This is a genomic window from Curtobacterium sp. VKM Ac-1393 (assembly GCF_015350995.1).
Taxonomy (GTDB): Bacteria; Actinomycetota; Actinomycetes; order Actinomycetales; family Microbacteriaceae; genus Curtobacterium.
On record NZ_JADKRW010000001.1, the window covers coordinates 322,070 to 338,459 of the forward strand.

Consider the following 16,390-nt stretch of genomic DNA (forward strand, 5'->3'; position numbering starts at 1 on the left):
CTAACCTATCGGTGCAGATGAGCGCTTTCCCGGAAACCGTGGTCCTGCTGGCCGACGACCGTACCCCGATCGGCACAGCGGACAAGTTCACGGTGCACACAGACCACACGCCCCTCCACCTGGCCTTCTCGTGCCACGTCCGCAACACCGACGGGGACGTGCTGGTGACCCGTCGCGCCCTGTCGAAGAAGACGTGGCCCGGTGTCTGGACGAACACGTTCTGCGGGCACCCCGGCCCGGACGAGTCGTTCGAGGACGCCATCGCCCGCCGGGCATCCCGCGAACTCGGCATCACCGTCCGCGACGTCGAGCTCGTGCTGCCGGACTTCCGGTACCGCGCCGTCGACGCCTCGGGCATCGTCGAGAACGAGGTGTGCCCGGTGTTCCGCGCCGTCACCGACGACCTGCCCGCCCCCGCGGACGACGAGGTCGCCGAGTACGCCTGGGTCTCCGAGGACTCGCTGCGGGCCGCCGTCGCCGGTGCGCCGTTCGGGTGGAGCCCCTGGCTCGGCTGGCAGCTGACCGAACTCGAAGCCGCGGGCCTGCGCATCACCCGCTGACCCGGCGGCTCATCTTCGCCGGAGCGCGAGGCAGCAGGGTTCCCTGCCGCCTCGCGCTCCGACAGATCATCGCCAGGCGTTCGAAACACACTTCGCGATGGTGCCGGTCGTGAAACCGGCCGCCGCGGCGAGACACGGCGCACAGAGCACCATGGTTGCGCATGCGGCACCACACGCGACGCCGAGGATCGCGATGACTGCCCAACTGATGCCGATGCTGTTCAAGCAGTTGTTCAGTCGCTTCCAATCGAGCCCGTAGGTCCCGATCGACGACGCTTGCTCCGAGTTGGCTCCCTGCACGAGGTCCACGTTCTTGGTGAGGTGCCCGTCCTGCCACATGGCGAAGTGGACGGCGGTCGCCGACGTCATCGCGGCGGCCATCTCCGTGACGACCGTGGCCCCGTCCGCAGTCACGAACGAGAGCTTCGTCATTTCAGGCACGTCTGTACCCAGGAGCGGGACCGAGACCACGTCCGCGCCCTCGTACGAGTAGGCAGCGGCCGCGGACCAGTCCTCGTCGAGGCCCGATCGGACCGAGTAGCCCATGCTCCGCGCCGTCGCAATCGCACGCGAGCGGTCCGTGCCGTCCTGCTCGTCGAGCTGCGAGACGAGTTGCTCGACACGACTGAGATCGGTGGGCGCGGCGGACGCGGAAGGGGTTGCAGCCTCGGCGCGCGCCGGGGAAATCACTCCGACGAGGGCAATCGCTGCGGCGGCTGCAGCGACGAACGCCACAGAGGAGAACGCGAACGTCCTCGTCCGACGACGCCTGGATCGCATCTCTGCCACGAACGCAGTGATCACCCCGGCCGCCCCCAGCATCCACCACACGACCGCCACTTCACGGAACCAGGGAGCGAACGACAACGCGATGCATCCCACTGATGCCGCGATCGCCCCGATCGTGACCGACTTGCTCTCTCTAGTCATGACACTCCTCTGTGTTGACATCCAGTGTTCTGGATATCAGAACGTTAGTGAACGAGTGGGGTGCCAGCAAGAGGGCATTGAGAGTCCGTGGAGAAATCATTCGGGTTGTCGGGACGGATCGACGGGCGTACGCTCGGCGGTCGGCAGCGGCCAGGGCGCCGCCGCACGATCGACGAACAACGCAGACGAGAAGGGCAGGTGAGGCGCGATGTCGGGTGACCATCCTCGCGCGGGCCGGCAGCCCCTCCCCCTCGCCGCCGCGCCCGTGTCCTAGATCTCCTCCGCCCGCCGCGGGTCAACCGCGGCATCGCGCCTGCCTGCTCCCCGACCACGAGGAGCACGCGCATGGCCATGATCGACAACGCGATCTACGTCGAAGGACGTCGCGTCGAGTCTCCGTCGACCCTGTCGCTCCCCACGCGGAGTGACCTGACCCGGGGCGACCTGACGTGGATCGGGCTGCTCCGTCCGGACCCGCACGAGCTCGACGCCGTCGCGACGGAGTTCGACCTGCACGAGAACGCGGTGGAGGACGCCCGCAAGGGACACCAGCGCGCGAAGCTCGAGCGGTACGGCGACACGCTCTTCCTGGTGCTCCGTCCGGCGTGGTTCGACCGCGCCGAGGGGACCGTCGAGTTCGGCGAGGTGCACCTGTTCGTCGGCGACCGGTTCGTGGTGAGCGTCCGGCACGCCGAGCGCCCCGACCTGGCGGCCCTGCGCGCGCAGGTCGAGGCCGATCCCGAGTTCCTGGCACTGGGGTCCGAGGCCGTCACCGCCGCGGTGCTCGACGAGGTCGTGGACGGCTACGCCCCGGTCGTCGAGGTGCTGCAGGACGGCATCGACGCCATCGAGGACCAGCTCTTCGCCGGCCAGGTCGACCCCGGCGTCTCGAAGCGCATCTACCAACTGCTCAGCGAGGTGCTGTCGTTCCAGCGCGCCACGAAGCCCGTGCCCGCGATGGTCACGGGCCTGCTCCGCGGCGCCGACAAGTACGGCGTCGACGACGAGGTGCAGCACCGGCTGCGCAACGTGCTCGACCACGCCCTGCGGGTGACCGAGCGGGTCGACTCGTTCCGGTCCCTGCTCGAGAACGCCCTGACGCTGCACGCGACCCTGGTGTCGCAGGAGCAGAACGAGGCCATGCGGCGGATGACCAGCGCCAGCCTGGCCCAGGGCGAGGAGAGCCGCCAGCTCGCCCGTGCCGCGCACCGTCAGGGCGAAGAGGTCAAGAAGATCTCGTCGTGGGCGGCGATCCTGTTCGCGCCCGGTCTGATCGCCGGCGTCTACGGGATGAACTTCGACCACATGCCCGAGCTGCACTGGCGGTACGGCTACCCGATCGCGATCGTCGGCATGCTCGCGCTGATGGGCGTGCTCTGGGCGGTCTTCCGCAAGCGCAACTGGCTCTGACGCGCCGTGGGGGCGCAGCGAGACCGCGCCCTCACGAACGTTCAGGTGGCGTCGATCCGCCGGACGTGCATAATGATCTGGCCCGGAATGTGAACGTGCACATCGACGTGCCACGGCCCCGGGCGGAAACGAGCAGCAATGGCGTCATCGCGGGCACAGCAACCGCGGTCGCCCAGCATCCGTGACGTCGCACGGATCGCGGGCGTCTCCCACCAGACCGTGTCACGGGTGCTGAACAACTCCGACGCCATCCGCGATGTCACGCGCGACAAGGTGCTGGCGGCGATGGAGCAGCTGCAGTACCGGCCGAACCGTGCGGCTCGGGCCCTCGTGACGAGCCGGACCCACACGATCGGTGTCCTGACCGCCCGCCGTGCCCACTACGGCCCCGCCGTGGCACTGCAGGCGATCGAGGACGCGGCGATGCTCCGCGGGTACTCGGTGACGACGGCGAACATCGCCGAGGCGACCGACACCGCCGTGCGCGAGGGGCTCGGGCACCTGCTCGACCTGGACGTCGAGGGCATCGTCGTCATCGCACCCCAGCAGCGGGTGTTCGACCTGATCGAGGAACTCGGCATCCGCACGCCGTACGTCACGATGCGGGCCAGTGTCGGCGAGGATCCGACCGCCCTCTGGGTCGACCAGATGGAGGGCGCGAGGCTCGCGACCGAACACCTGCTCGACCTGGGCCACGAGTACGTCCGGCACATCGCCGGCCCGCAGGACTGGATCGAGGCGGACGCCCGGATGCAGGGCTTCCTGCGCGCGATGTCCGACCGGGACATGCCCGTCGTCCCGCCGATCCTGGGCGACTGGACCGCCGACTTTGGCTACCACGCCGGCCGCGAACTCCTGCGCTGGCGGGACTGCACCGCGGTCTTCTGCTCGAACGACCAGATGGCGCTCGGGGTCATGCACGCCGCTCGCTCGTACGGGCTGGACGTGCCGGGCGACCTGTCGGTGGTCGGGTACGACGACATCCCCGAGGCGAAGCACTTCTGGCCGCCGCTCACCACGGTGCAGGTCGACTTCGCCGAGCTCGGTCGCCGGTGCGTGGACCTGCTCCTGCCCGGCGACGACGAGCTGCTCCGCCCCATCGACATCGTCCCGCAGCTCGTCGTGCGCGCGTCCACGGGCGCTCCGCGCGGTCGCTGACGCGACTGACAGGCGGACGGGAGGCCCGTGGCGACCCCGCCACGGGCCTCCCGTCCGATTCGGCGGGATCGCGCAAGGCAGGCCAGATCGCGCGTGGGAAGCCCGGGATTCCGGCCTTCCACACGCGATCCGGCTCCCCACGTGCGGAACGACGCGACCGCGGCTGACCCCAGCCCGGGGGACGTTCACTCCGGATCACGCAGGCCGTTACAGAAACGCGACCAATCCGAATTGACAGCCGCACCGGGGCTGTGCGTAAATTACCTCCGTCCAGCCGATGTGACCGTTCACATGAGCGTCACACCAGCGGGGCACCGGACGCGACAACGAAGTCCACGCAGGCCACCTGCGCCCCTTCGCTGCCGCAGCAGAACCACCCGAACAACTGCCGCATCGCAGCGGCAGAAGGAGATGCACTGTGGCGTCACACCCGATCGACACCGGTCTCGAGACCCGGGCGATCACCGCACCCGAGACCATCCTCGAGATGCGCTCGATCACCAAGGAGTTCCCTGGTGTCAAGGCACTCTCCGAGGTCTCGCTCAACGTCCGCGCCGGCGAGATCCACGCGATCTGCGGTGAGAACGGCGCCGGCAAGTCGACCCTGATGAAGGTCCTGTCGGGCGTCTACCCCTACGGCACCTACGACGGCGAGATCGTCTTCGAGGGCGAAGAGGTCCGCTTCGCGAACATCAAGCAGTCCGAGCAGGCCGGCATCGTGATCATCCACCAGGAGCTCGCGCTGATCCCGGAGCTCTCGATCACCGAGAACCTGTTCCTCGGCAACGAGCCAGGACGCTTCGGGCGCATCGACTGGACCGCCGCGCAGCTCCGCGCACAGGACCTGCTCGCCCGTGTCGGGCTCGCTGACGACCCGGACACCCAGATCAAGAACATCGGTGTCGGCAAGCAGCAGCTCGTCGAGATCGCGAAGGCCCTGCACAAGGACGTCAAGCTGCTGATCCTCGACGAGCCGACCGCGGCGCTCAACGAGAACGACTCGCAGCACCTGCTCGACCTGATCGTCGGGCTGAAGGCCAAGGGCATCGCGAGCATCATCATCAGCCACAAGCTGAACGAGATCGAGCAGATCGCCGACGAGATCACGATCATCCGTGACGGCAAGACCATCGAGACGCTGAACGTCAAGGGCGACGGCGTCAACGAGGACCGCATCATCCGCGGCATGGTCGGCCGGTCGCTCGAGAGCCGGTTCCCGGACCGCACGCCGAAGATCGGTGAGACCTTCTTCGAGGTCCGCGACTGGACCGTGCAGCACCCGCTCGACGCGTCGCGCCTGGTCTGCAAGGGCTCGAACTTCCACGTGAAGCGCGGCGAGATCGTCGGGTTCGCCGGCCTGATGGGTGCCGGGCGCACCGAACTGGCGATGAGCCTGTTCGGTCGCTCCTACGGCACCTGGCTCGGCGGCGAGATCATCAAGGACGGCCACGAGATCAAGGTCACCAACGTCCAGCAGGCGATCCAGAACGGCATCGGCTACGTCTCCGAGGACCGCAAGGCGCTCGGCCTGAACCTGCTCGACACCGTGAAGCGTTCGACGGTCGCCGCCGACCTCAAGAAGATCTCGAAGGCCGGTGTCGTCGACTCGCTCGAGGAGTACTCGGTCGCCGAGAAGTACCGCAAGATGCTCCGCACCAAGGTGCCGAGCGTCGAGGACAACGTCGGCAAGCTGTCCGGTGGCAACCAGCAGAAGGTCGTCCTGTCCAAGTGGATGTTCACCGACCCGGACATCCTGATCCTCGACGAGCCCACCCGCGGCATCGACGTGGGCGCCAAGTTCGAGATCTACGGCATCATCCAGCAGCTCGCGGCCGAGGGGAAGGGCATCATCCTCATCTCGTCCGAGCTGCCGGAACTCCTCGGTCTGTCCGACCGGATCTACACCATCTTCGAGGGCCAGATCACCGCTGACCTCCCGGCCGACCAGGCCGATCCCGAATCGCTCATGCGCAGCATGACCTCCGCGCGGAAGGGCGCCACCGCCTCATGAACAACCTGAAACTGCTCTTCGGCAAGGGCAACAGCATCGGCCAGTACGGCATGATCATCGCGCTCATCGTGCTGCTCGCGTTCTTCGCGATCACCACGCAGGGGCTGATCCTCCAGCCCACGAACGTGATCAACCTGTTCCTGCAGTACTCCTACATCCTCATCCTGGCGCTCGGGATGGTCATGGTGATCATCGCCGGTCACATCGACCTGTCGGTCGGCTCGGTCGCGGCCGTCGTGGGCATCATCGTGGCGCAGTCGATCGCGGTGTGGAACTTCCCCGTGTGGGCAGCGATCATCCTCGGCCTGGCCGTCGGCGCCCTGATCGGTGCCTGGCAGGGCTTCTGGGTGGCGTTCGTCCGGGTGCCGGCGTTCATCGTGACGCTGGCCGGTCAGCTCATCTTCCGTGGCGTCAACCAGATCATCGGCAACTCGACGTCGGTCCCCGTGCCGAACAGCTTCACCCCGATCGGCGCCGGCTTCCTCGGCGACTTCGGACCGGACTTCGGCTACAGCAACGGCACGCTGTTGATCGGCCTCGCGACGATCGCCGCCCTCATCATCATCGAGGCCCGCGGGCGTGCACGCCGCCGCAAGATGCAGGCCGAGGTCCCGCCGCTGTGGGTCTCGGTCGTCCGCACCGGCATCCTGGTCGCCGTGACGCTCGTCGCCACGTACCTGTTCGGCGCCGGCCCGGTCGGTACCTCGGTCCCGATCGTCGCGATCATCCTCGGTGTCCTGACGATCGTCTACGGCTTCGTCACGAAGAACACCATCTTCGGTCGCCAGGTCTACGCCGTCGGTGGCAACTCCAGCGCCGCGGTCCTGTCCGGTGTCTCCGCGAAGAAGGTCAACTTCTTCGTCATGATGAACATGTCCGTCCTGGCCGCAGTCGCCGGCATGGTGTTCGTCGCCTACTCCGGTGCGTCCGGCCCCGCGGACGGCACCGGCTGGGAGCTCGACGCGATCGCCGCCGTGTTCGTCGGTGGTGCCGCGGTCGCCGGTGGTGTCGGCACGATCTCCGGGTCGATCATCGGTGGTCTCGTGATGGCGCTCCTGTCGAACGGCCTGCAGCTGATGGGCCTCGAGTCCAACAAGGTGCAGATCATTCGCGGTCTGGTGCTGCTCGTCGCCGTCGCCTTCGACGTCTACTCGAAGTCGCAGGGACGTCCGTCGCTCATCGGCGGCATGATGCGGCAGTTCCAGCGGAAGGACACCGAGCAGAACACGGTGGCAGCCCAGCAGCCGCGGTCCATCGAGGACCAGCCGGACAAGATCACCCTCCCCTAGCTCACACCTCCCCACAGCGGGGCTCCGGCCCCACCCCTCCTCAACGAAGAGAAAGCAATCACATGCGCAAGAAGATCGTCGCCGGCCTCAGCCTGGCGCTCATCGCGGGCCTCGCCCTCAGCGGCTGCTCGTCCCGTGGCTCCGACTCCGGCAGCGGCTCGGACACCACGATCAAGAAGGGCGACCTGATCGGTGTCGCCCTGCCCGCCAAGACCTCGCAGAACTGGGTCCTCGCTGGTGCCGCGTTCAAGAAGTCGATCGAGGACGCCGGCTTCAAGGCCGACATCCAGTACGCCAACGCCGGCAACCCTGTGCCGGACCAGCAGTCGCAGATCTCGGGCATGATCACCAAGGGCGCCAAGGCCGTCATCATCGGTGCTGCCGACGGTTCGCAGCTGACCGCGCAGGTCAAGTCGGCGAAGTCCTCGGGCGCCGTCGTCATCGCCTGGGACCGCAACATCCTGAACACGACGAACGTCGACTACTACGTCGCGTTCAACAACTTCAAGGTCGGCCAGCTGCAGGCCGAGGCGCTGCTCAAGGGCCTGAAGGAGAAGAAGGGCGACGGACCGTACAACGTCGAGCTCTTCGCCGGTTCGGCTGACGACGCGAACGCGACCGTGTTCTTCAACGGCGCGATGGACGTCCTGCAGCCGAAGATCGACGACGGCACGATCAAGGTCGTGTCGGGTCAGACCACCTTCCAGAAGGTGCAGACGAAGGGCTGGCTCGCGCAGAACGCCCAGTCGCGCATGACCGACCTGCTCTCGCAGTACTACACGGGCAGCACCAAGCTCGACGGCGTCCTGTCGCCGAACGACACCCTCGCCCGCGCCATCCTCACCGCGACCAAGGCCGCCGGCAAGGAGAACCCGGTCGTGACCGGGCAGGACTCGGAGACCGCCTCCATCCCGCTCATCATGCAGGGCACGCAGTACTCGACGATCTACAAGAACACCACGGAAGAGGCCCAGGCGGCCATCGACCTGGTGTCCGACCTCGCCGACGGCAAGACCCCGAAGACGACGAAGGACAAGAACAACGACAACGGCAAGAAGATCGTGCCGGCCGTCGAGCTGACGCCGATCCTCGTCACGAAGGACAACGCGGTCGAGGCCTACAAGGGCAACGACGCACTCGAGGAGCTCGCCAAGAAGGGCTGATCTCTCCAGCACCCACGGACGGCCCCGTCTCGCTTCGGCGAGGCGGGGCCGTCCTGCGTCGTCGTGGGGCCGCCGTTGGGCGGCGTCGCACGACGCCGGCGTGCGCGCACGACGCCGGCGTGCGCGCACGACGCCGTCGTGTTCGCAAGACGCCGTCGTGTTCGCAAGACGCCGTCTCGGCGACATGCCGGCGCAGAACGAAGACACCGGCGTGTTGCAGAGCCAGGTCCGCCCGAAGACACCGGCGTCACGCGGCAGGCCCACCCGGCCGTGGGGCCGGCTACAGGGCGGACGGGAGGCGCGGGGCGGACCCGGCAACGGGCCTCCCGTCCGCCCCGCGCGCGATCTGGAATGCGGTGCAAGACGCCGTCGTGTTCGCAAGACACCGCCTCGTGCTCGAGACGCCGCCGAATTCGGCGGCGTCTCGGCGACGTGCGGGCGCAGAGCGAAGACGCCGGCGTGTTGCAGGGTCCGGTCCGCAGGAAGACACCGGCGTGTTGCGGAACCCAGCCCGCCCGAAGACGCCGGCGTGGTGCGGAGCCGACGAGTCAGGGGCAGGACGCGCGGAGCCGCCGCGCCGCCTCAGCCAGGGACGGCACGTCCGTGCGGGCCGTGCCGAACACCACCGCGCGCGTGGTGTCGAAGTAGCGGCGGGTCAGCCGCTCGCCGAGGTCGGCGACCCGAGCCCAGGGGATCTCCGGCTCGCTCGCGGTGACGGTGCTCGGCAGGACGCGGACCGCCTCACCGATCTCGACCAGTCGCATCCGCACGGCGTCATGCACCAGGTCCTCCGGCAACCGCGCGTCGCCGACGTACCGGCCGATCGCCTCGCACGCGTCGATGACGTCGTCGAGCCGGTCCGCGACCAGGCGGCGCGTCGTCGGGTCGTGGCTCACAGCGGTACCGCGCGCCGGACGACCTCCGGGCTCATGCCCGCGGCGTCCACCACGTCGACGCGCACCCCGAGCAGTCGTTCGGCCGCGTCCTGGATCCGCATGAGCGCGAAGATGCCGAGCCCGGCATCGACGTCGATCATCAGGTCGACGTCACTGCCCGGGCCGTCGTCACCGCGCGCGACGCTGCCGAACAACCGCGGGTTCCGACCGCCGAACCGCTCGACGACGGCGATGAGCTCCTGCCGCGCGGCGGCCACCCGTTCGCGGAGCGGCGGCGGGTCCTCGACCGGCAGCAGGTCGATCGACGTGGTGAAGCCCGCGGCCCGGAGCATGCGCTGGAGGGCGGCGAGCGAGGGTTCGCGGCGGCCGTTCTCGTACGTGCTGATGACGCTCTGCGTGACCCCCGCGCGACGAGCGAGCTGCACCTGCGTCAGCTCGGCGCGGTCGCGGGCGTCACGGATGAGCGCGGCCGCCGACACCATGGGCGTCGGACGTGGTGCAGCTTCGGACATGCTGCAACGATACACAGCATGCGACATTTCGTCCGCTGGATGTCGTGGTTTCGTCGACTCGGAACGACTTCGTCGATGTCGCGCGACATCGATGAAGTCGTTCCGAGTCGACAAGCACCGTATCGGCCGAGCGACCGACCGCCAGGCGAGCCGCCGTCAGGGGCGCGCCGACACGTCCGCGCGGTGGAAGTTCTGCGCCGACCGCGACGGGGTCGGGCCGCGCTGCCCCTGGTACCGCGACTGGTACTCGGCCGAGCCGTAGGGCTTGTCGGCGGGACTGGACAGCTGGAAGAAGCAGAGCTGCCCGATCTTCATGCCCGGCCAGAGCTTGATCGGCAGCGTCGCGACGTTCGACAGCTCGAGCGTCACGTGGCCGGAGAACCCGGGGTCGATGAAGCCCGCGGTCGAGTGGGTCAGCAGACCGAGGCGTCCGAGCGAGCTCTTGCCCTCGAGCCGCGCGGCGATGTCGTCGGGCAGCGTGACGACCTCGTACGTCGAGCCGAGCACGAACTCGCCGGGGTGCAGCACGAACGCCTCGTCAGGGTCGGTCTCGACCAGCCGGGTCAGATCGGGCTGGTCGACCGCCGGGTCGATGTGGGGGTACTTGTGGTTGTCGAACAGCCGGAAGAACTTGTCGAGCCGGACGTCGATGCTCGACGGCTGGACCAGCGAGGCGTCGTGGGGGTCGAGACCGATCCGGCCCTCGGCGAGCTGGGCGGTGATGTCGCGATCGGAGAGCAGCACGCCGTGCAGCCTAGCGGCAGCGGGCCCCCGCCGATATGCTGCGAGGCTGTCCGGGGCCGGGCGGCGTCACACCGCCGGGAGGAACCGCCATGACCGAGTACACCGTCCACGAACTCGTCGTGCCCGCGACGATGGACGACGACCCGGAGACCGTGCGGGCGTTCCGCGAGTGGGTCGACGTGCAGAACCGCGCCGAGGTGTCGATCACCGGGCTGCCGGAGATGCTCTGGACGCCCGAGGAACAACTGCCGTACCTGATCGACCCCGACGCACCCAGCCGACTGTTCCTGGTCCGCGACGACGACGGAACGGCGGTCGGAGCCGGCTCGTACGAGTCGAAGACGATCGCCGACGCCCCGAACTGCTGGATGGCGGTCAGCGTGGTGCCCGAGCAACGGCGCCGTGGCATCGGCACGCTCCTGGCCGAGCACGTCGAAGCGGTCGCGAGGCAGCAGGGTCGCACGCAGTGGAAGACGTACGCCGTGTCACGGCAGGTCGGCCCCGCAGCAGGCCCCGGGTACCTCCGCGCTCCCACCGGGTCCGGCGCCGTCCCCGAGGACGAACCCGGAGTCCGGTTCCTGACGGGCCGGGGTTGGCGGTTCGGGCAGGTGAACCGGATCAGCCGTCTGGAGCTCCCAGCCGACCCCGATGCCCTCTCCGGCATCCGCGCAGCGGCGACGCGGGCGGCGGCCGACCGGTACCGCGTGCACACCTGGGCAGGTCCGACGCCCGCCCGGTGGCAGGCCGACGTCGCACTCCTGCTGACCCGGATGAGCACCGATGCCCCGGCCGGCGACATGGCCGAGCCCGAGGACGCCTGGACGACCGATCGACTCCGGACGCACGAGCAGCACCTCGGCGACGGCCCGCGCACCATGCGCACCGTCGCCGTGGAGGACGTGTCGTCCGGCTCGCTCGTCGGCTTCACCCAGCTCGCCGTCCCCGGGCCCGTGGTCCAGCCGGTGATGCAGGGCGACACCCTCGTACTGCGTGAGCACCGGGGGCACCGGCTCGGGTGGCTGCTCAAGGCCGTCGGGATCGAGACGATCGAGCGCGACCACCCGGGGCACCCCTCGATCGTCACGTTCAACGCCGAGGAGAACCGCCCGATGCTCGACGTGAACGAGGCCGTCGGGTTCGTCGGCGTCGGCAGCGAGGGGATCTGGGAACACCGCCCCTGGCAACACCGCCCGGCGTAGGGTTCCCCCATGGCGCGCTCACGGGGGATGGACGATCTGGTCAGCGACGGGGTCTTCCTGGCCTGGGAGGCGCAACTGCAGCTCGCCGACCGGTACGACGACCACGAGCGCTGGAACGTCGACCTCGCTGCCGGCACCCTGCAGTTCACCGGGCCGCACCCGGGCGAGTTCCGGATCCAGCTGCTGGGGTCGGCCGCACCGGGGCCGCGGAGCTGGCTCTGGGGCTGGGCGAACCCGTCGCAGTACCCCGCGTCGGTGCTCGCCGCCGCGAACGCCACCCGCGCGCTGGGCGAGCGGCTCGGCATCCCGGAACTCGTGCAGGGCGAGGTCCCGTTCGGCGAGCACCGGCAGGCCGACGCCGCAGACGCCGGGTACGAGTTCGCCTGGGACCTGTCGATCGCGGCACGGCTGGCAACCGGTTCGTGGTTCGGCTTCGGCGGCCACGTCGGCGGGGGTTCCCGCCTCTGGGTGCTGTTCGAGGGCCTCCAGTTCGTGCCGCCGACGGTCCCCCGGATGGTCCGCGTGTTCGGCGAGGGGGTCCAGACGACCGAGGTGCACGACCACCGCCGCGCGGTGGGGAGCTGGGCGTCGCTGCGCGGCGTCCCCTGGGACGGGCGCACGCTGACGTTGGCGGACGGCACCATCACGGTCGACTTCGACGAGCTGGGCCGGATCCGCGACCTGCAGGGGTCCTCGACGCGACCCTGAGGCGGGCCGCAGCCCGCCCTGCGGACTGACACCCCGCCTCTCCCCACCGGCACGGCCTGATCGCCGCTGGCGCGACGTTCAGGAACCTGCGGCGTGGGCCCAGACCGACCCGCCTACCATGGAGGGTCCGCGGTCTCGCGGGCGCACGCGTCCCTGGAACAAGGTTGATGACCGTCACGTCCCCCGAAACCCAGCCTGGAGGCCCGGCGCCGGAATCCGCGCCCGTCACCGCGCGCACGTCCACCGTCGCGACCGTCCTGGTCGTCGCGATCCCGCTCGCGGTCGCGTGCTCGCTCCTCGGCCTGACGGTCACCGGCGCCTTCACCGCGAGCCAGCAGCTGGTGTCCGCCGGCGACGTGGTCGAGTACGGCCTGCCGATCGCCCGCGTGGTGCACGACACCATGGCGGCACTGACCGTCGGCCTGCTCATCGTCGCCGCCTTCGCGCTGCCCGCGCAGAAGAAGGACCACCGGGCGCTCTCGAGTGTGCAGCACCGTGCCACACGCTGGGCGGCGGCAACCGGATCGATCTGGTTCCTCGCCGCGGCCGTGACCGTCGTGCTCACCGGCGCCAACACCCTCGGCGTCCCGCTCACCAGCCCGGTGTTCGCCCGCAACTTCATGCTCTTCGCGTTCCAGGTGGAGATCGGCCAGGCGCTCGTGGTGTCCGCCGCGGCGATCCTGATCGCGACCGTCGTCGCCGCCTTCGCCACCCGGGTGACCACCCTCGCCGTCGCCACCGTGTTCGGTCTCTTCGCGCTGCTCCCCCTCGCACTGTCCGGGCACGCCGCCGGGTCGCTCGAGCACGCCAACGCCGTGAACTCGCTCGCCATCCACCTGATCGGCGTCTGCGTCTGGGCCGGTGGGCTCGTCGCCGTGGTGGTCCTGCGCACCCGCACGAAGGGCGCGACCGGCCGGGTGGTCTCCCGCTACTCGACGCTCGCCGGCTGGTCGTTCGGCGCCGTCGCCTTCTCCGGCATCGTCAACGCCTCGCTGCGGTTGACCGGCCCGCTCGACCTCGTCACGACCCCCTACGGCGCACTCATCACCGTCAAGGCGGTCATCCTCGTACTGCTCGGCGTCGCCGGGGTCGTCCAGCGCCGCAAGCTGGTGCCGGGGCTGCTCCGCGCACCACTCGACCGACGCCGGTTCACCCGGTTCGCGCTGGCCGAGATCGTGTTCATGGCCGTGGCGATCGGTGTCTCGGTTGCCGTGTCCCGCTCGCAGCCGCCGATCCCGCAGACGCCCGAGACCGGCGAGGACACCCGCTCCGGACTGATCGGGTTCCCGTTCCCGCCGGCGCAGACGATGCAGACGTACCTGACGCAGTGGCACATCGACTGGGTATGGCTCGGCCTGGCCGTCGTCGGGGCCGTCTGGTACCTGCTCGCCGTCCGGAAGCTCCGGAAGCGCGGCGACAAGTGGCCCGTCGGACGGACCATCGCCTGGGTGCTCGGCTGTGCACTGTTCATCTGGACCACGTCGGCCGGCCCGGCCGTGTACGGCATGATCCACTTCTCGTCGCACATGGTCCAGCACATGCTGCTGATGATGTTCGTGCCGCTGCCGCTCGTGCTCGGCGGCCCGGTGCTGCTGGCCATGCGCACCCTGCCGGTCCGGAACGACGGCTCCCGCGGCGCCCGCGAGTGGCTCATGCTCTTCGTGCACTCGCGCTGGATGCAGTTCCTGGGCAAGCCCGCCGTCGCTGGCGTGATCTTCGCCGGGTCGCTCGTGGTGTTCTACTTCACGCCGGCGTACCAGGCGGCGATGCAGTCGCACGAGTGGCACGTCGCGATGGTCATCCACTTCGTGCTGAGCGGCTACCTGTTCTTCTGGGTGTTCGTCGGCGTCGACCCGGGGCCGAAGCGTCCGCCGTACCCGATCCTGATCATCGCGCTGCTGGCCACCCTGGCCTTCCACGCGTTCTTCGGCGTCGCCGTGATGACCTCGCAGTCGGTGTTCGCGATCGACTGGTTCCACGCCCTCGGGCAGACGAACGACGCCGCCCTGCTGGACGACCAGCACACCGGTGGCGGCATCGCATGGGGCGCGTCCGAGCTGCCGATGGTGTTCGTGGCGCTGCTCGTGGTGAAGAACTGGATGCGGACCGACAAGCGCGATGCGAAGCGGCTCGACCGCAAGGCCGAGCGCGACGGCGACGCCGACCTGAAGGCGTACAACGAGCGTCTCGCCGCCATCAACGCGTCGGACACCGCCGGCCGCGACTGACGCGCACAGGCGGCGCCGGGGTGGCCACGTCGGGGCCGGGGTGGCCGCCGGGCCGGGCCCCGTCAGTCGCCGTGGACGATGCAGACCGCGTCGAGGTCCAGGGCGGCCTCGAGCGCCGCCGAGATCCCGGACTCGCCGTCCGGGCCCACGGGCGTGACGGTGTCGACCCACCACAGCGGCGTCGCGATCGTGGGGGCGTCCGGCAGGATCCGCTCGACCTCGTCGAAGGAATCGACGCGTCGGACCCCGAGCACCGTGATCACCGGGTGTGTAGCGTCACGGCAGACCTGCAGCATCGGGCCGTCGTCGAGGGCACGGACACCCCAGGACTCGTCGTGCAGCAGGAGGGCCTCGGCGACCTCGCGCGGCTCCACCGGCTGGCGGCAGAGGATGGTGACGTCACGGGGCACCGTGGCCGCCCGACACCCGGGTCTCGCGCACGTGCCCGTCGAGCGTGCCCTCGTCGTGGGCCGGGTCGAGTGGTGCGCCGCCGACGAGCTGCAGGAAGCGGTCCTCGTCGATGCGGTCGAGGAAGGACTCGAGTGCCTCCCAGCCGTCCTCGAACCGGACGATCATGCCGCCGTCATCGCTGTCAGCACCGACACCGTCCGCGCCGGCAGCGCCCGAGCGGGTGCCGAACGTCGCCGTCGTGGTGCGCGGCGGCGGCCAGACCCCGTCTCGGTCCAGGAAGGCGGCGGCCTCGGGTCCGACGACGACCGCGAGCGGCGACGGTTCGCCGTGCGAGACCGCACGGACCAGGTGGTCGGCGTCACCCCGCCGCTGCATCACGACGCCGAAGACCGGGACGACCTGGTCGGCGACCTGCTGGACGGCGTCGAACAGGCGGTTCGCGAGCTCCGGGTCGGTGTTCGCCTCGGGCACGGTCAGCACGGCGGACATCGTCTCGACGACGACCCCGTCGACCAGGTGGGCCGTCATCGTGGCGGAGAAGCCGTCGCCCACGGCGTACGAGGTCGAGACGCCGGGCGCCTCGTGCTTGGCGTACTGCGTCACGACCCAGCGGTCCCACGGCACGGTGAGGGGCTCGGCGGTGCCCCAGCGCGTCGGGCACGTGCCGACGGTGTGGCACAGGGCCTCGATCGCGGAACCCATGTCCACGGCCCGTTCGGCGTGGTGGCGGAGGGTCAGGTCGATGCTGATCTGCCGCACGGAGTCCCCCGAGACGGGGTGCTCCGGCGACGGGGTGCCCACGAGCTCGGGGCCGCGGTGCACGAAGTCTTCGATGCCGGACGCGGCGACACCGGTGCGGCCGTCGCGCAGCGTGCCGTCGAAGTCGGCGACGGCCCAGGCCGCTCCGTGGGCGCCGAGCGCGTGCCGGAGCGCGGGGGTGATCGCGGATTCCCGGCCGGTCCGGAGCACGACCGTGCGGCCGGCGTCGGACGATCGGCGGAGCAACGAGGCGAGCGCGTCCGTCAGCCACACGACCGGCGAAGCGGACTCGACCACGATCGCGGGGCCGACCACGTCGTCGATGAGGGGATGCCTGACCATCCGGGTCCTCCTCGGGTTCTCGGGGCTGGAACTCCCTGGACGGTACACACGACGACGACACCTGTCCGTC

General features: G+C 69.7%; 15 protein-coding genes. 9 read left to right on the forward strand and 6 right to left on the reverse strand.

Going from position 1 to position 16,390, the window contains the following annotated elements; all coding sequences use genetic code 11:
* Positions 1-17: 17 nt before the first annotated feature.
* Positions 18-560 carry an isopentenyl-diphosphate Delta-isomerase gene (gene idi, locus ITJ59_RS01470; protein ID WP_194649375.1) on the forward strand — a complete coding sequence of 181 codons (543 nt, stop codon included), beginning with the start codon at positions 18-20 and terminating at the stop codon, positions 558-560.
* A gap of 66 nt (positions 561-626) precedes the next feature.
* On the opposite strand, the gene ITJ59_RS01475 is transcribed toward idi, so the two are convergent.
* Positions 627-1,490 (reverse strand): hypothetical protein, encoded by an 864-nt coding sequence (locus ITJ59_RS01475; RefSeq protein WP_194649376.1) that lies wholly within the window; start codon positions 1,488-1,490, stop codon positions 627-629.
* Between the two features lie 345 nt (positions 1,491-1,835).
* Between ITJ59_RS01475 and ITJ59_RS01480 the strand changes: the two genes are divergently transcribed.
* The 5 genes from ITJ59_RS01480 (at position 1,836) to ITJ59_RS01500 (ending at position 8,521) form a co-directional block, all read left to right on the forward strand.
* Positions 1,836-2,900, forward strand: coding sequence for a magnesium and cobalt transport protein CorA (locus ITJ59_RS01480; protein WP_194649377.1), 1,065 nt, complete (start codon positions 1,836-1,838; stop codon positions 2,898-2,900).
* A 138-nt stretch (positions 2,901-3,038) separates the two neighbouring features.
* On the forward strand, positions 3,039-4,058 hold the full coding sequence (locus ITJ59_RS01485) for a LacI family DNA-binding transcriptional regulator (RefSeq protein WP_194649378.1): 1,020 nt from the start codon (positions 3,039-3,041) through the stop codon (positions 4,056-4,058).
* Positions 4,059-4,545: 487 nt separating this feature from the next.
* Positions 4,546-6,069, forward strand: coding sequence for a multiple monosaccharide ABC transporter ATP-binding protein (gene mmsA / locus ITJ59_RS01490; protein ID WP_194649799.1), 1,524 nt, complete (start codon positions 4,546-4,548; stop codon positions 6,067-6,069).
* Positions 6,066-7,358 carry a multiple monosaccharide ABC transporter permease gene (gene mmsB / locus ITJ59_RS01495; RefSeq protein WP_194649379.1) on the forward strand — a complete coding sequence of 431 codons (1,293 nt, stop codon included), beginning with the start codon at positions 6,066-6,068 and terminating at the stop codon, positions 7,356-7,358. Before mmsA ends, mmsB begins: the two co-directional genes overlap by 4 nt.
* A gap of 62 nt (positions 7,359-7,420) precedes the next feature.
* The gene (locus ITJ59_RS01500; RefSeq protein ID WP_194649380.1) at positions 7,421-8,521 is read left to right on the forward strand and encodes a substrate-binding domain-containing protein; all 1,101 of its coding nucleotides are present in this window, start codon (positions 7,421-7,423) and stop codon (positions 8,519-8,521) included.
* A 548-nt stretch (positions 8,522-9,069) separates the two neighbouring features.
* Here ITJ59_RS01500 and ITJ59_RS01505 read toward each other — a convergent pair.
* The 3 genes from ITJ59_RS01505 to dcd form a co-directional block, all read right to left on the reverse strand.
* Positions 9,070-9,417: a DUF86 domain-containing protein gene (locus ITJ59_RS01505; protein WP_194649381.1), complete on the reverse strand. Its 348-nt coding sequence runs from the start codon at positions 9,415-9,417 to the stop codon at positions 9,070-9,072.
* A complete protein-coding gene (locus tag ITJ59_RS01510) occupies positions 9,414-9,929 on the reverse strand; it encodes a helix-turn-helix domain-containing protein (protein WP_194649382.1) in 516 nt (171 codons plus the stop codon). Before ITJ59_RS01510 ends, ITJ59_RS01505 begins: the two co-directional genes overlap by 4 nt.
* A 156-nt stretch (positions 9,930-10,085) precedes the next feature.
* Positions 10,086-10,673 (reverse strand): dCTP deaminase, encoded by a 588-nt coding sequence (gene dcd / locus ITJ59_RS01515; protein WP_111085408.1) that lies wholly within the window; start codon positions 10,671-10,673, stop codon positions 10,086-10,088.
* Between the two features lie 89 nt (positions 10,674-10,762).
* On the opposite strand from dcd, the gene ITJ59_RS01520 reads away from it, so the two are divergent.
* From ITJ59_RS01520 to ITJ59_RS01530, 3 genes are all read left to right on the forward strand, one after another.
* Positions 10,763-11,872 (forward strand): GNAT family N-acetyltransferase, encoded by a 1,110-nt coding sequence (locus tag ITJ59_RS01520; RefSeq protein WP_194649383.1) that lies wholly within the window; start codon positions 10,763-10,765, stop codon positions 11,870-11,872.
* A gap of 9 nt (positions 11,873-11,881) precedes the next feature.
* Complete coding sequence (locus ITJ59_RS01525) at positions 11,882-12,580, forward strand: DUF6882 domain-containing protein (protein WP_194649384.1); 699 nt, start codon at positions 11,882-11,884, stop codon at positions 12,578-12,580.
* Between the two features lie 167 nt (positions 12,581-12,747).
* Positions 12,748-14,808 carry a cytochrome c oxidase assembly protein gene (locus tag ITJ59_RS01530; RefSeq protein WP_194649385.1) on the forward strand — a complete coding sequence of 687 codons (2,061 nt, stop codon included), beginning with the start codon at positions 12,748-12,750 and terminating at the stop codon, positions 14,806-14,808.
* 62 nt (positions 14,809-14,870) lie between these two features.
* On the opposite strand, the gene ITJ59_RS01535 is transcribed toward ITJ59_RS01530, so the two are convergent.
* Positions 14,871-15,218 carry a hypothetical protein gene (locus ITJ59_RS01535; RefSeq protein ID WP_194649386.1) on the reverse strand — a complete coding sequence of 116 codons (348 nt, stop codon included), beginning with the start codon at positions 15,216-15,218 and terminating at the stop codon, positions 14,871-14,873.
* Positions 15,208-16,320: a DUF6177 family protein gene (locus ITJ59_RS01540; protein WP_194649387.1), complete on the reverse strand. Its 1,113-nt coding sequence runs from the start codon at positions 16,318-16,320 to the stop codon at positions 15,208-15,210. The genes ITJ59_RS01535 and ITJ59_RS01540 overlap by 11 nt, the downstream gene beginning before the upstream one ends.
* Positions 16,321-16,390 lie beyond the last annotated feature (70 nt).